The organism is Nocardioides sp. YIM 152315 (assembly GCF_029210375.1).
GTDB lineage: Bacteria > Actinomycetota > Actinomycetes > Propionibacteriales > Nocardioidaceae > Nocardioides.
The window spans coordinates 63,045-77,198 of sequence record NZ_JARGER010000037.1; the positions used below are offsets into that span (position 1 = coordinate 63,045).

A 14,154-nucleotide genomic window follows, 5' to 3' on the forward strand; every position below is an offset into this window, starting at 1 on the left:
CCAGCGGAATCGCTTGCCCAGCACGGACTTCCGCGACAGCGTGGCGGCCATGAAGATCCTCGTGCTCGGCGGTTCGGTGTTCCTCTCCCGTGCGGTCGCGGTCGACGCGGCCGCGCGCGGCCACGACGTGACGTGCGCCAACCGCGGCACGTCGGGCTCCGTGCCCGGCGGCGCGGCGCTCGTCCGCTGGGACCGCACCGAGGACGTGCCGGCCGAGCTCGCGGAGACGGCGTACGACGCGGTCGTCGACGTCGCCCGGATGCCCTCGTGGGTGCGCGCGGGAGTCGCGACGTGGCCGGGCGCCCACTGGGTGTTCGTCTCGACGGTCAACGTCTACGCCGACGACTCGATCCCCGGCGGCCGACCGGGCACGCTCCCCCTTCGCGACCCCCGGCCGGACGACGTCGACCTCGCGTCCGATCCCGAGGCGTACGGACCCATGAAGGTCGCGTGCGAGGAGGCCGTGCGTGCGGGCGCGGCGTCCTGGACCGTGATCCGGCCCGGCCTGATCGTCGGCCCGGGCGACCCGACCGGCCGCTTCACCTACTGGCCGGTGCGGCTCGCCGACGGCGGCGAGGCGCTGGCCGGCGGGACGCCCGACGACCGGATGCAGGTGATCGACGTCCGCGACCTGGCCGCGTGGATCGTCACCTGCGCGGAGCAGCGCACCTCCGGCGACTACGACGGCGTCGGGGAGGTGCTGCCGATCGGCGACCTCATCGCCCGCGTCCGCGTCGGCGTCGGCTCGGACACCACCGTGACCTGGGTGCCACAGGAGTTCCTCTCCACGCAGGGCGTGGAGCCGTGGATGGGTCCCGAGGCGCTGCCGCTCTGGCTGCCCAGGCCTGAGTACGACGGCCTCGGCAGCCACGACCCGGCGCCGTCGTACGCCGCCGGCCTGGTGCTGCGCCCGCTCGCGGACACCGCCCGCGACACTCTCGCCTGGGTGCGCGCCACGTCGGACGCGCCCGTCACCGGGATCACCCGCGAGCGGGAGGCCGCGCTCCTCGCGGCGTGGCACGCCCGCGGCTGATCGTCGGCAGGTGCATCACCTGCCAACCCGGAGCATCAGCGACGGCAAGAGATGACGTCCGCCTGCGCTCGACCGAGCACTAACCTCGGAGGATGACGACCGCGCCGCGCCCCGCTCGACTCTCGGCCGCCGAGCTGATCGACCTGGTCCTCGACGAGGGCTCGTGGAGCTCGTGGGACACCGCCCCGGCGTACACCGACCTCAGCGACGAGTACGCCGCGGAACTCGCCGTCGCCCGGGAGAAGAGCGGTGTCGACGAGTCGGTGCTCAGCGGCGAGGGGCTCATGCACGGCCGTCGGGTGGCGGTCGTCATGGGCGAGTTCCGCTTCCTGGCCGGGTCGATCGGGCGCGCCTCGGCCGACCGTCTGGTCGCCGCGGTCGAGCGGGCGACCCGCGAGGGCCTGCCGCTGCTCGCCGGGCCGGTCAGCGGCGGCACCCGGATGCAGGAGGGCACGCCGGCCTTCGTGCAGATGGTGCGGATCACCGAGGCGGTCGCGGCACACAAGGCGGCCGGGCTGCCCTACCTCGTCTACCTGCGGCACCCGACGACCGGCGGCGTGATGGCGTCGTGGGGCTCCCTGGGCCACCTGACCGTGGGCGAGCCCGGCGCGCTGATCGGCTTCCTCGGGCCGCGCGTCTACGAGGCGCTCTACGGCAGGCCGTTCCCGGAGGGCGTGCAGACCGCGGAGAACCTCTACGCGCACGGCATCCTCGACGCCGTCCTGCCGCCCGAGGAGATCGCGGGCATCCTCGACCGTGCGCTCGCGATCCTGCTGGCGCCGCGGCACGGCATCAAGCCGGTGCCCGCTCCGGTGCCGCTGACGCCGCTGCCGGAGGTGGAGACCTGGGACTCCGTGGTGCGGTCGCGGCGCCCCGACCGCCCCGGCGTACGCCGCCTGCTGAGGTACGCCGCCAGCGACGTGATCCCGCTCAACGGCACGGGCCAGGGCGAGCGTGACCCCGGCCTCCTGCTCGCGCTGGCGAGCTTCGGCCAGGCACCGTGCGTCTTCCTCGGGCAGGACCGGCGCGGCCAGACCGAGGAGCACCCGATGGGGCCCGAGGCGCTGCGCGAGGCCCAGCGCGGCATGCGGCTCGCCGCCGACCTCGGGCTCCCGCTGGTGACCGTCATCGACACCCGCGGCGCGGCGCTGTCGGCCGAGGCGGAGAACGGCGGCATGGCCGGGGAGATCGCCCGCTGCCTCAACGAGCTCGTGACCGTCCGGGCGCCGACACTGTGCCTGATGCTCGGCGAGGGCAACGGCGGCGGAGCCCTGGCCTTCCTGCCCGCCGACCGGGTCATCGCGGCCCAGCACGCCTGGCTCTCCCCGCTGCCCCCCGAGGGCGCGAGCGCGATCGTGCACCGCGACCTCGACCACGCCCCGGAGATGGCCCGGGCCCAGAAGGTCCGCGCGCTCGACCTCCGCGACCGCGGCATCGTCGACCGCGTCGTCGCCGAGCTCCCCGACGCCGCCGACGAGCCCGAGGCGTTCTGCCAGCGCGTCGGCGCCGTCCTGGAGCACGAGCTGGCCGCGCTGCTCGACGCCGGGCCGGGCGCGCCGGCGGACCGGGCCCGGCGTTACGTGTAACGGGGGATCGTGGGATCTTCCACCCCGTCATAACGGGGTCGCAGAACCCACAACACCCCGTTACAGCGGTCGCACCCGCGCCGCCGCGGCACTAGAACACGTTACAGTCCGGCGCATGGCCGCGGCACCGGTGGTCAACGCGGGACGCAGGTTCATCAAGGGATGACGGTCGAGCCGCGCCTCCCACGGTGAGCTCGGCCAGAGAGGCGCGTCTTCGCCTTCATCCCTTGATGAAACCCCGGCACGCCCGAGGAGCCCACGCCCGACGCCGCCGGCCGCGTCAGAAGAGCAGCGCGGTCCCGGGGTCCTCGAGCACGCCGGCCACGTCGGCCAGGAACCGCGACCCCTTCTCGCCGTCGATGTGCCGGTGGTCGAAGGAGAGCGCCAGCGTCGTCACGTCGCGCGCCACGATCTCACCGGTCGCCTCGTCGACCCACGGGCGCTTGTTGATCGCGCCGAAGCAGAGGATCGCCGACTCGCCGGGATTGATGATCGGGGTGCCCGCGTCGACGCCGAAGACGCCGACGTTGGTGATCGTGAACGTGCCGCCGCTCATCTCCGCGGGCTGCGTCTTGCCGGCCCGGGCGGTGTCCACGAGCGAGCCCAGCCCCCGGGCGAGCTCGACCAGCGAGAGCGACTGCGCGTCCTTGACGTTCGGCACGACCAGCCCGCGCGGGGTGGCGGCGGCGATGCCGAGGTTGACGTAGCGCTTGTAGACGACCTCCTGCGCGGGCTCGTCCCACCAGGAGTTGATCTCCGGCGTACGCCCCATCGCGAGGAGGCACGCCCGCGCCAGCACCAGCAGCGGGCTGACCCGGACGTCGCGGAAGTCGCGGTGCCGCTTCACCCGCTCGACGAGCTCCATGGTCCGCGTGACGTCGACGGTGACCCACTCGGTGACGTGCGGGCTGGTGAAGGCGGACTGGCTCATCGCCTGCGCCATCATCTTGCGCACGCCCTTGACCGGCTCGCGGCTCTCGCGCTCGCCGGTGGGAACCGGCTCTGGGGACGGTAGCTGCGCAACGTCCTCGACCACCGTTCCGGCCGCGGCCTGCACGTCCTCGCGCGAGACGGTCCCGTTCGGCCCCGACGGCGTCAGGGTGGTGAGGTCCACGCCGAGGTCCTTGGCCAGCTTGCGCACGGGCGGCTTGGCGAGCACCCGGACGTCGGCGGCCGACGCGGCCGGGGCCACCGACTGCGCGGGCACGGCCTCGGGCGCCGGCTCGGCCTCGACCATCGGCGGCGTCACACCCGGCTCGAACGCCGCCTGGGCCTGCATGTGTGCGGCCGCCGCGCCCGACGACACCTTGCGCGCGCGGCGCACCGGACCGCGGTCGGCCTTGTTGCGGCCGACCAGCGACTCGCCCTCCCCACCTCCGGAGGCGGCCGGGTTGGAGAGGTCGATCTCGGCGGCATCGGAGTCTCGAGACGGCTGCTGCGCAACCTCCTCGACCGCCGATGCGTCGCCGATCGCGATGATGGGCGTCCCGACGGGGATGGTCTCTCCCTCGGGCACCAGCAGCGCGCTCACGGTGCCGGCGTACGGCGAGGGCAGCTCGACGATCGACTTCGCGGTCTCGATCTCGACGACGATGTCGTTGATCGCGACCTCGTCACCGACCTCGACCTTCCAGCTGACGATCTCGGCCTCGGTCAGGCCCTCGCCCACGTCGGGCAGCTTGTACTCCGGCATCAGAACCCCACGGATCGGTCGACGGCATCCAGGACCCGGTCGAGGTCGGGGAGGAAGTCCTCCTCGATCCGCGACGGCGGGTAGGGCGTGTCGAACGCACCGACCCGCAGCACCGGTGCCTCGAGCGAGTAGAAGCACTCCTCGGTGATCCGCGCGGCGAGCTCGGCGCCCATGCCGAGGTTGACGTGCGCCTCGTGGGTGACGACCACGCGACCGGTACGGCGTACCGACTCGTAGACGGGCCCCATGTCGAGCGGCGACAGCGTGCGCAGGTCGACGACCTCGAGCGAGCGTCCCTCGCCCGCAGCCGCCTCGGCCGCCTTGAGCGCGGTCTTCACCGTCGGTCCATAGGCGAGCACGGTGACGTCGGTCCCGGTGCGCACCACCCGGGACGTGAGCAGCGGCTCGGGGGTAGCGGTGTCGTCGAGCTCGGCCTTGTCGGCGTGGTACTGCCGCTTCGGCTCGAGGAAGATCACCGGGTCGTCGGAGGCGATGGCCTGCTGGATCATCCAGTAGCCGTCGACCGGGTTGGAGCAGGCGACCACCTTGAGGCCGGGGGTGTGCGCGAACTGCGCCTCCGGCGACTCGCTGTGGTGCTCGACCGCGCCGATGCCGCCGCCGAACGGGATGCGGATGACCATCGGCATCTTCAGCTTGCCCTGCGAGCGGAACTGGATCTTCGCGACCTGGCACACGATCTGGTCGTAGGCCGGGTAGACGAAGCCGTCGAACTGGATCTCGACGACCGGGCGGTAGCCGCGCAGCGCGAGCCCGACCGCCGTGCCGACGATGCCGGACTCGGCGAGCGGGCTGTCGATGACCCGGTCCTCGCCGAAGTCCTTCTGCAGCCCGTCGGTGATCCGGAAGACGCCGCCGAGCTTGCCGACGTCCTCTCCCATGAGCAGGACCTTGGGGTCGTCCTCCATCGCCTTGCGCAGGCCCATGTTGAGCGCCTTCGCGAGCGTGACCTTCTGGGTGGTCATGTCAGCGAGCCCCCTCGAACGAGTCGAGGTACGCCGCGAAGCCGTCGCGCTGGGTCTGCAGCTCGTCGGTCAGCTCGGAGTACACGTGGTCGAAGATCGACAGCGGCGACGGGTCCGGCAGCGCCTTGCAGCCCTCGCGCAGGTGGACGCCGAGGTCGTCGGCCTCCGCCTGCACCGACGCGAAGAAGGCGTCGTCGGCGAGCCCGTTGCGCCGCAGGTAGACCTCGACCCGCGCGATCGGGTCCTTGAGCTTCCACCGCTCCAGGTCGTCGGAGAGCCGGTAGCGGGTCGGGTCGTCGGTCGTGGTGTGGGCACCCATCCGATAGGTGTAGGCCTCCACGAACGTCGGGCCCTGACCGTCGCGGGCGCGCTGCAGGGCCGCCTGCGTCACGGCGTACGTCGCGAGCACGTCGTTGCCGTCGACCCGGACTCCCGGGAAGCCGAAGCCGAGAGCCCGCTGGTAGAGAGGGATCCGGGACTGGCGCTCGAAGGGCTCCGAGATGGCCCACTGGTTGTTCTGGCAGAAGAACACGACCGGGGCGTTGTACGACGCCGCGAAGACGAACGACTCGTTGACGTCGCCCTGCGAGGAGGCGCCGTCGCCGAAGTGCGCGATCACCGCCGTGTCGCGGTCGGCGTCGCCGGTGCCGACGAGGCCGTCGCGCTGGACGCCCATGGCGTAGCCGGTCGCGTGCAGGGTCTGCGCGCCGATCACGATCGTGTAGAGGCCGAAGTTCTTCTCCGCCGGGTCCCAGCCGCCCTGGTCGACGCCGCGGAAGAGGCCGAGGAGGTCGAGCGGGTCGACGCCGCGGCACCAGGCGACGCCGTGCTCGCGGTAGGTGGGGAACACGAAGTCCTGCGGGCGCAGTGCGCGGCCCGCGCCCACCTGGGCGGCCTCCTGGCCGAGCAGCTGGGCCCAGATGCCGAGCTCGCCGTGGCGCTGGAGCGCGGTGGCCTCGACGTCGATGCGCCGGGTCAGCACCATGTCGCGGTAGAAGCCGCGGATGACCTCGTCCTCGGGCTCTCCGCCCGTGTCGAAGCGGAACTCCGCGTGGTCGACGCGCTCACCCTCGGGGGTGAGGAGCTGCACGAGCTCTGGCCCGCCGTCCTGCTGGGAGGGGCCGAAGACCTCGACGAGGTCGGGGCCGAAGCCGTCACCGCCCTCGCGTGGGGCTGATTGCTGGGTCACGTGCACTCCTTCGAGGTCACCGGCGTGGCGGGGTCTCCGCGTGCCGAGGTCAGGTGCTCCGGGGGCGGGGCGCGGGGGTGGTGCGTCCTGTGACCCGGAGCACAACGTGCACGGGCAAAAGTACCCGCGTGACGATGCCCGCCGCCAATCCGCCCCGGTCGGCCGGACATCGCGACGGGTCGCGTCCTGGCGAAGCTAGGGTCGGGACATGGCTGCATCCGGCGTCTCGGTCGCGACTGCGGACGAGGCGCCGTGACGACGGACGACCCGCTCGCGCTGCCGGATCCCGGCGACGACCACTCCGTCGTCGGCGTGGGGCTCGGTCCGCGCAACCCGATGCCCGAGTCGGTGCGGCAGACCGTGCTGGACGCGGCGGCGGCGCTCCAGATGCGCCGTACCGAGACCGCGGCGGCACTGCGCCGGGGCGGAGCCGCCGACGCCGAGGTCGTCGCGACGGGCGTCACCCGGGTCAACCGGTACCTCTACGAGGTCGCCCCGGGCTGGCAGGAGCTGTTGTCGGTGCGGCCGTCCGCGACGGTCGAGCAGCTCCGGGTGAGCGTCCCCGCCAACCGCCGGCTGGTCGAGCGGGGGCTGCGCATGGTCAGCCTCTTCGACTACGACGCGCTCGACCTCGACGCCCGCCTGGTCCTCGCCCACGAGCCAGACGGCAACTACCTCTTCGGCTCCGCCCCCGTGCAGATGAAGATCATCGACCGACGCTCGGTGCTGCTCCAGGGGCCGGAGGTCGACGGCGAGCCCTCGCTGATGTCGGTGACCTCCGCATCCTGCCTCGACGCGGCCTGGCACTACTGGGACGCCACCGTCGCCTCCGCCATCCCGCTCGAGACCGGACCCGGTCGCTATCGGGAGCTCACTGCGCGCCAGCAGCAGATCGTCGGCCTGCTGCTCGCCGACCTCACCGACGACGCCGTCGCCGCGTCGATCGGCGTCAGCGTCCGCACCATCCGGTCGGACGTCGCCGCGATCCTCACCGCGCTGGGCGTGAAGTCCCGGTTCGCCGCGGGCGCGCGGCTGCAGCTCTGGGCCGGCCGGAACGGGTGACGGCCCCGAAGCACCGGCTGCAGGAACCTGCAACCCGCATGACAGCAACCCGCCGGATCGGCTGTCCTTGTCCCGGAGTGGAATCGGCCGGCGTCGGGGGAGCTGACCGGATCCGTTCTCGGGGCTCACGGCGTGACCGTCGACCCGGTCGAGCGCCGTGCCACGTGCTGGGACGGCCGCCCCGGGTCGACGGTCGGTTCGCGTCGGACGGACGCGACGTCAGTGGAGCTCGCCCAGGTCCTCGTGTGCCTGGTGCGTGACGGGCTCCACCTGGAACGTCGAGTGGCGTACGTCGAAGTGCGCCGAGGTGCACTCGGCCAGCCGGTCGAGGATGCCGCCGACCCCGTGCGCGGCGAGCGCCTCCGGGGTGACGGTCACGTGGGCCGACAGGCTGGGCATGCCGCTGGTGATCGTCCATGCGTGCAGGTCGTGGACGTCGACCACGCCGGGCATCTCGAGGAGGTGACGTCGCACGTCCTCGAGGTCCATGCCGGCCGGGGCGATCTCGAGCAGCACCGCGGCCGACTCCTTCAGCAGGACCAGCGAACGCGGCAGGATCAGCACGGCGATCACCAGCGACGCGAGCGGGTCGGCACGGTGCCAGTCCCAGACGAGGATGACCAGGCCTGCGACGACGGCGAGGACCGACCCGATCAGGTCGGCGAGCACCTCGTTGGCCGCGCCGCGCAGGTTCAGCGAGCCGGAGTCGGAGCGGTGGAGGATCGCCAGCGAGACGGCGTTGGCGAGCAGGCCGACGACGGCGAACCCCACCATCGCGCCCGCGTCGACGTGGGTCGGATCGGCCAGACGCGAGATCCCGGCGTACGCGAGGTAGCCGCAGACCACGAGCAGCACCAGGGCGTTGACCATCGCCGCGAGGATCTCGGCGCGGTGCAGCCCGAAGGTCGACCGCGGTCCGCCGCGCAGCGACGCGACGTACGACGCACCGAGCGCGAGCACCACCGCCGCCGCGTCGGTGGCCATGTGGCCGGCGTCGGCGAGGAGCGCGAGCGACCCCGTGACGACCGCGCCGACCACCTCGAGCACCATGACGACGACCGTGACCACGAGCACCAGGCGCAGGCGGCGTCGGTCGGCCGCGCGCCCCGCGGCGTGGTGTCCGTGGTCGTGGCCGTGCCCCATGGGACCAGCCTAGGAGGCTGCCGAGCCGTCAGCCGCGGCCGTGCGGCTCCAGCCAGGCGGCGGGATCCGGGCCCTTCGGCACGACCTGGGTGGGGTTGAGGTCCCGGTGGACGACGTAGTAGTGCGTCTTGATCTGCTCGAAGTCGGTGTTGCCGCCGAAGGCCGGGACGGCATAGAGGTCGCGGGCGTAGCCCCACAGGTTCGGCAGCTCGGTGAGCTTCTGCCGGTTGCACTTGAAGTGGCCGTGATAGACCGCGTCGAAGCGGGCGAGCGTGGTCCACAGCCGCACGTCGGCCTCGGTGATCGAGTCGCCCATCAGGTAGCGGCGGGTGGCGAGCCGCTCCTCGAGCCAGTCGAGTGCCGTCCAGAGCCGGTCGTACGCCGCGTCGTATGCGTCCTGCGAGCCGGCGAAGCCGCAGCGGTAGACGCCGTTGTTGACCTCCGTGTAGATGCGCTCCATGACCTCGTCCATCTCGTCGCGGAGGTCGGCGGGCCACAGGTCGGGGGCGTCGGCGCGGTGGAGCTCACGCCACTCGAAGAAGAGGTCGTGGGTGATCCACGGGAAGTCGTTGGTGACGACCTGTCCGGTCGGGACGTCCACGATCGCCGGCACGGTGATGCCGCGGTCGTAGCCGGCGAAGCGCTTGAGGTACGCCTCCTGCAGCCGCTCGATCCCCAGCACCGGGTCGACGCCGCCGGGGTCGAGGTCGAAGGTCCAGCTGCGCTCGTCGTGGGTCGGGCCCGGCGTCCCGAGCGAGATGACGTCCTCGAGCCCGAGCAGCTCGCGCACGATGATCGACCGCGTCGCCCAGGGGCACGCCTTGGCGGCGACGAGCCGGTAACGGCCGGCCTGGACCGGCCACAGCTCGCCGTCGACCGGCCCGTGCTCCGGCCGCCGCCCGTCGCGGGTGACCCGGTCGGGGATGTAGTTCGCGTCGCGCTTGAACTCACCCGAGCTGACGTAGGCCATGCGCCTCACCCTAGGCGCAGCGCCGGATCAGCCCGCGCCCGACTCCGGTGGTCGAGGAGGGACGAAGTCCCGTCTCGAAACCACCACCAGCGCAACGGTGCACGTGCGAGGGGCGCCGGATCACCGGGGCCGCTGCCGCCGCTCGCGGACCTTGTCGGCGGCGGCGCGGATGCGGGCCTGGTTCTCGGGCTTGCGGACCTCGTCGTAGAGCTTCTTGGCGATGCCGGCCAGCGCCACGGTCCTCATCAGCTTCATGGTCCGACGGTACCCAGCGGCTTCGGCAGCAGGCCCCGCTCCTGCTTGGCGGTCAGCACCCGGAGAGCGGCGTCGCGCACCAGCGTGCGGAAGCCGGTCCGGTCCCGGGCTCGGGACAGCACGGCGCCGTACATCGCCGGGAGGGGGGCCGCGTCGACGGTGAGCACCATGTCGCCGCCGGCGGCGATGAAGCGCAGCGCCCGCTGGGCGGGTGCGATGCCGGCGACCTGCCGGGCGTGGGCGAGGTCGTCCGAGATCACCACGCCGTCGAAGCCCAGGTCTCCGCGCAGCATCGTGCCGACGACGTACGGCGAGAAGGCGGCGGGCCGCGCCGGGTCGAGGTGGGTGTAGCGGGCCGTCGACATCATCACGAAGGGCGCCCCGGCGTCGACCGCGGCGCGGAACGGCGCGAGGAAGGCGTCGTGCCGCCGCGTGACGTGGTCGACGACGTTGCCGCTGGTGTCGGTGTTCGCGCGCACCCGGCCGAGCCCCGGGAAGTGCTTGACGACGGCGGTGACGTCCGCCCGCGCCATGCCGCGCATGAACGCCAGGCCGTGGCTGGCGACGACGCGCGGCGTGAAGCCGAACTGCCGGTCGTAGTGGCCGATGGGCGGGTTGTGCCGCGCGGCGCGTCGGCTGGGGACCGTGTCGAGGACGGGCGCGAGGTTGAGGTTCACCCCGACCCGGCCCAGCTCCCGGGCCCACCGCCGGGCGGCGGACCGGAGCCGCGCCGGGGCCCACCGGCCCTGGTCGAGCGCGGTCGGGATGCGGGAGAAGCCGGGTCCCTGGAGCACCCGGACCAGGCCGCCCTCCTGGTCGGTGCCGACGAAGAGCCCCACCCGGGAGGTCGCTGCGGGCGAGACCTGGGCCGTCATCGCCCGCGCCACCCGCGCCGGCGCGCGTACGCCGTGGCGGCTGCGACCGGTCAGCATCACGTTGCCGACGTGGAAGCGGCGGATCTGCGCCCGGGTGCGGGCGTCGATGCGGTCGGCCCGGGTGCCCACCATGAAGAGCTGGCCGACCTGTTGCCGCAGCGTCATCCGGGCGAGTGCGCGCTCGGCCGGCGTCGCCCGCGGCTCGGCCCGGGGCACCGGTGCGGTCCGCGGAGCCGTCGTTCCCTCGGGCAGGGCCACGTCGGCGGCCGCAGGGGAGGCGACGACCAGGCCCGTCACGAGCGCGAGCGCAGCGAGGAGCGGGCGACGACATCGGAGGTGCATCGCGCTCGACCGTACCCGGCGGATCGGCCGCCGAACCTCCGGCGCGCGGCAGGGCGAGAACGGGCTTCGACAAATCGCAAAGAACTCTTTGCAAAGACATCTTTGCGTTCTAGGGTGGACTCGTGGACCTCACCTCGATCACCCCGTCGCCCCAGCAGATGAAGGCGCTCACCCACCCGGTGCGGGTGCGGATCCTCGGGATGCTGCGCATCGACGGGCCGGCGACGGCGACGACGCTCGCCGCACGCCTCGGACTCAACACCGGCGCCACGTCCTACCACCTCCGCCAGCTCGCCCAGCACGGGTTCGTGGTCGAGGACGCCGAGCGCGGCAACGCCCGCGACCGCTGGTGGAGGGCCGCCCACCAGATGACGACGGCCGACACCGCCGGCCCCGCCGAGCCGGAGGCCCGCGACACCCTCGACGCCTATCTCCAGTCCGTCGTCGTCGTGACGACCGAGCGGCTGCAGCGCTCCGTGGAGGAGCTGCCGCTGCTGCCCGAGGAGTGGCGCGCCGCCACGACGTACAGCGACTGGGTCGTGAAGCTGACCCCGCGCAGGGCGCTCGCGGTGATCGAGATGCTCATGGAGACGATGGGGGAGATCGACGAGGAGGAGGACGAGGCGGCGGCGCCCTTCGTGCTCCAGCTCGCGGCGTTCCCCTACCCCGGCAAGGTCGGGAGCGAGGAATGAAGAGGCCGCTCTACGGGTGGCTGGTCTCGGAGGCGATCTCGCTGACCGGCACCCGCATCTCGATGGTCGCGCTCCCGTGGTTCGTCCTCACCACGACCGGGAGTGCGACGAAGACCGGCCTCGTCGCGCTCGCGGAGCTGCTTCCGCTGGTCGTCCTCAAGGTGCTCGGCGGCCCGGTCATCGACCGGGTCGGCGCCCGCCGGGTCGCGATCACATGCGACCTCCTCTCCGTGCTCGCGGTCGGCACGATCCCGCTGCTGCACGAGGCGGGCTGGCTGCCGTTCCCGGTGTTCCTGCTGCTCGTCGCCGTCGCCGGTGGCCTGCGCGGGCCGGGTGACGCCGCCAAGGCCGCGCTCACTCCGGCGCTGGTCGCCGAGGCGGGCGTGCCGATGGAGCGCGCGACCGGCCTGCACTCGACCGTCGAGCGCACCGCCAGCCTGCTCGGTGCCGCGGCCGCCGGCGGCCTGGTCGCGCTCATCGGGGCGGCCGACGCGCTGGTCGTCGACGCGGCGTCCTTCGGCGTCTCCGCGGCGGTGCTCGGCTGGGCCACCGCCCGGATGTCGCTACGGGGGACCGCCCCCGACAGAGCGCCCGACAGAGCGCCCGACAGAGCGCCCGACGGAGCGCCCGACGGCGCGTCGTACGGCCGGCAGCTGCGCGAGGGCTGGACCTTCCTGCGCGGCGACCGGATCCTGCTCGGCATCGCGGTCATGGTGTCGCTGACGAACCTGATCGACCTCGCCTACACCGCCGTCTTCGTACCCGTCTGGGCCGAGGCCGAGACCGGCAGCGCGACGACCGTCGGCCTGGTGTTCGCGACCTTCGGCGGCGCGGCCGCGGTCGGGGCGGTCTGCGCCTCGGCCTGGGCCGACCGGCTGCCCCGCTACCGCACCTACCTGATCGCCTTCCTGGTCTGCGGGGCGCCACGGTACGTCGCCTTCGCGCTCGACCTGCCGCTGTGGGTGATCCTCGGCGTGTGCGCCGCAGGCGGGTTCGCGTCGGGGTTCCTCAACCCGATCCTGGGCGCGGTCATCTTCGAACGGATCCCGGAGGCCCTGATGGGCCGGGTGACGTCGTTGAGCACCGCGATGTGCTTCGCGCTCATGCCGTTCGGCGGGATCCTCGGCGGGCTGCTCGTCGCCGGCCTCGGGCTGGCGCCGGCGATGCTGGCCGCGGGCGCGGCCTACCTGGTCGTCACGATGCTGCCGGCCGTCGACCGCCACTGGCGCGAGATCGACCGACGGCCGGAGCCCGTGCTCGTCAGCGCCTGAACGCGCGGGCGACCTCGACCAGCCGGTCGTTGGCCTCGGTCTCTCCGATGGAGACCCGGCACCCCTCGCCGGCGAACGGGCGCACGACGATGCCGGCGTCGTCGGCGGCGGCCGCGAAGTCCAGCGTCCGCTCGCCCAGCTCGAACCACACGAAGTTGCCTTGGGCCTCCGGCACGTCCCATCCCGCGCCGCGCAGCCCGTCGACGACGCGGGCGCGCTCGGTGACCAGCGTGTCCACCCGCTCGAAGAGCTCCTCGCGGCGCTCCAGCGAGGCGATCGCCGCAGCCTGCGCCACGGTCGAGACGCCGAACGGCAGCGACACCGCCCGCAGCGCGGCCGCGATCGGCGCGGGCGCCGCGGCGTACCCGACCCGGAAGCCGGCGAGGCCGTAGGCCTTGGAGAACGTGCGGGTGACGACGACGTTGTCGTGGCGGCGGTACGTCGCAAGGCCGTCGACCGGGTCGTCCATCCGCACGAACTCGACGTACGCCTCGTCGACGACGACCAGCACGTGTGCAGGCACCTTCGCCAGGAACGCGTCGAGCTCGGCCCGCGCGACCGCCGGCCCCGTCGGGTTGTTGGGCGTGCAGACGAGGACGACCTTCGTGCGGTCGGTGACGGCCGCCGCCATCGCGTCGAGGTCGTGGCGACCGTCGGAGGTGACCGGCACCTTGACCGGTGTCGCGGCCGCGGCGGCGACGGCGATCGGGTAGGCCTCGAAGGACCGCCAGGCGAAGACGACCTCGTCGCCGGGGTCGCAGAAGGCCTGCACCAGCTGGTAGATCAGCCCCACCGAGCCGGTCGCGACCGACAGGTGCTCGACGGGCACGTCGAAGGTCCGCGCAAGTGCCTCGTAGAGCGCGACGCTGCCCATGTCGGGGTAGCGGTTCATCGCCGCGACGCCGGCCTGGACGGCCTCGACGACGCCGGGCAACGGCGGGAACGGGTTCTCGTTGGAGGACAGCTTGTACGACGTCATCCCGGGTCGGACCGTCGGCGGCTTGCCCGCGACGTACGGCGGGATCTCCGCCACGTTCGCTCGGGGCTGGGGTGAGTTCAT

13 protein-coding genes are annotated in these 14,154 nt (G+C 73.0%); 5 read left to right on the forward strand and 8 right to left on the reverse strand.

What is annotated here, in order from left to right; translation table 11 throughout:
* The first annotated feature begins 49 nt into the window (after positions 1-49).
* Both PZ894_RS11905 and PZ894_RS11910 read left to right on the forward strand, forming a co-directional pair.
* Entirely contained in the window at positions 50-1,033 is a 984-nt protein-coding gene (locus PZ894_RS11905; protein WP_275745013.1) for an NAD-dependent epimerase/dehydratase family protein, read from the forward strand.
* A gap of 92 nt (positions 1,034-1,125) precedes the next feature.
* Entirely contained in the window at positions 1,126-2,619 is a 1,494-nt protein-coding gene (locus tag PZ894_RS11910) for a carboxyl transferase domain-containing protein (RefSeq protein ID WP_275745015.1), read from the forward strand.
* Between the two features lie 280 nt (positions 2,620-2,899).
* On the opposite strand, the gene PZ894_RS11915 is transcribed toward PZ894_RS11910, so the two are convergent.
* The 3 genes from PZ894_RS11915 to pdhA are packed head-to-tail and all read right to left on the reverse strand — an operon-like array spanning position 2,900 to position 6,385.
* Positions 2,900-4,312 (reverse strand): dihydrolipoamide acetyltransferase family protein, encoded by a 1,413-nt coding sequence (locus PZ894_RS11915; protein WP_275745017.1) that lies wholly within the window; start codon positions 4,310-4,312, stop codon positions 2,900-2,902.
* Positions 4,312-5,295: an alpha-ketoacid dehydrogenase subunit beta gene (locus PZ894_RS11920; protein WP_275745019.1), complete on the reverse strand. Its 984-nt coding sequence runs from the start codon at positions 5,293-5,295 to the stop codon at positions 4,312-4,314. Before PZ894_RS11920 ends, PZ894_RS11915 begins: the two co-directional genes overlap by 1 nt.
* A gap of 1 nt (position 5,296) precedes the next feature.
* A complete protein-coding gene (pdhA, locus tag PZ894_RS11925) occupies positions 5,297-6,385 on the reverse strand; it encodes a pyruvate dehydrogenase (acetyl-transferring) E1 component subunit alpha (protein WP_345799154.1) in 1,089 nt (362 codons plus the stop codon).
* Positions 6,386-6,736: 351 nt separating this feature from the next.
* Here pdhA and PZ894_RS11930 point away from each other — a divergent pair, with 351 nt between their 5' ends.
* Complete coding sequence (locus PZ894_RS11930; RefSeq protein WP_275745022.1) at positions 6,737-7,546, forward strand: helix-turn-helix transcriptional regulator; 810 nt, start codon at positions 6,737-6,739, stop codon at positions 7,544-7,546.
* A 219-nt stretch (positions 7,547-7,765) separates the two neighbouring features.
* Here PZ894_RS11930 and PZ894_RS11935 read toward each other — a convergent pair whose 3' ends face one another.
* The 4 genes from PZ894_RS11935 to PZ894_RS11950 all read right to left on the reverse strand — a co-directional run bounded on the left by PZ894_RS11935 (position 7,766) and on the right by PZ894_RS11950 (position 11,131).
* Positions 7,766-8,689, reverse strand: a complete 924-nt coding sequence (locus PZ894_RS11935; protein ID WP_275745024.1) for a cation diffusion facilitator family transporter — start codon at positions 8,687-8,689, stop codon at positions 7,766-7,768.
* Positions 8,690-8,717: 28 nt separating this feature from the next.
* The gene (locus PZ894_RS11940; protein ID WP_275745026.1) at positions 8,718-9,659 is read right to left on the reverse strand and encodes a glutathione S-transferase C-terminal domain-containing protein; all 942 of its coding nucleotides are present in this window, start codon (positions 9,657-9,659) and stop codon (positions 8,718-8,720) included.
* Between the two features lie 120 nt (positions 9,660-9,779).
* Positions 9,780-9,914, reverse strand: coding sequence for a hypothetical protein (locus tag PZ894_RS11945; protein WP_275745027.1), 135 nt, complete (start codon positions 9,912-9,914; stop codon positions 9,780-9,782).
* On the reverse strand, positions 9,911-11,131 hold the full coding sequence (locus tag PZ894_RS11950) for a glycoside hydrolase family 3 N-terminal domain-containing protein (protein ID WP_275745029.1): 1,221 nt from the start codon (positions 11,129-11,131) through the stop codon (positions 9,911-9,913). The genes PZ894_RS11945 and PZ894_RS11950 overlap by 4 nt, the downstream gene beginning before the upstream one ends.
* A gap of 122 nt (positions 11,132-11,253) precedes the next feature.
* Here PZ894_RS11950 and PZ894_RS11955 point away from each other — a divergent pair, with 122 nt between their 5' ends.
* Positions 11,254-11,823, forward strand: a complete 570-nt coding sequence (locus tag PZ894_RS11955; RefSeq protein ID WP_275745031.1) for a helix-turn-helix domain-containing protein — start codon at positions 11,254-11,256, stop codon at positions 11,821-11,823.
* On the forward strand, positions 11,820-13,094 hold the full coding sequence (locus tag PZ894_RS11960) for an MFS transporter (RefSeq protein WP_275745033.1): 1,275 nt from the start codon (positions 11,820-11,822) through the stop codon (positions 13,092-13,094). The genes PZ894_RS11955 and PZ894_RS11960 overlap by 4 nt, the downstream gene beginning before the upstream one ends.
* Here PZ894_RS11960 and hisC read toward each other — a convergent pair.
* The gene (gene hisC / locus PZ894_RS11965; protein WP_275745035.1) at positions 13,084-14,154 is read right to left on the reverse strand and encodes a histidinol-phosphate transaminase; all 1,071 of its coding nucleotides are present in this window, start codon (positions 14,152-14,154) and stop codon (positions 13,084-13,086) included. The two genes, PZ894_RS11960 and hisC, sit on opposite strands and share 11 nt — an antisense overlap.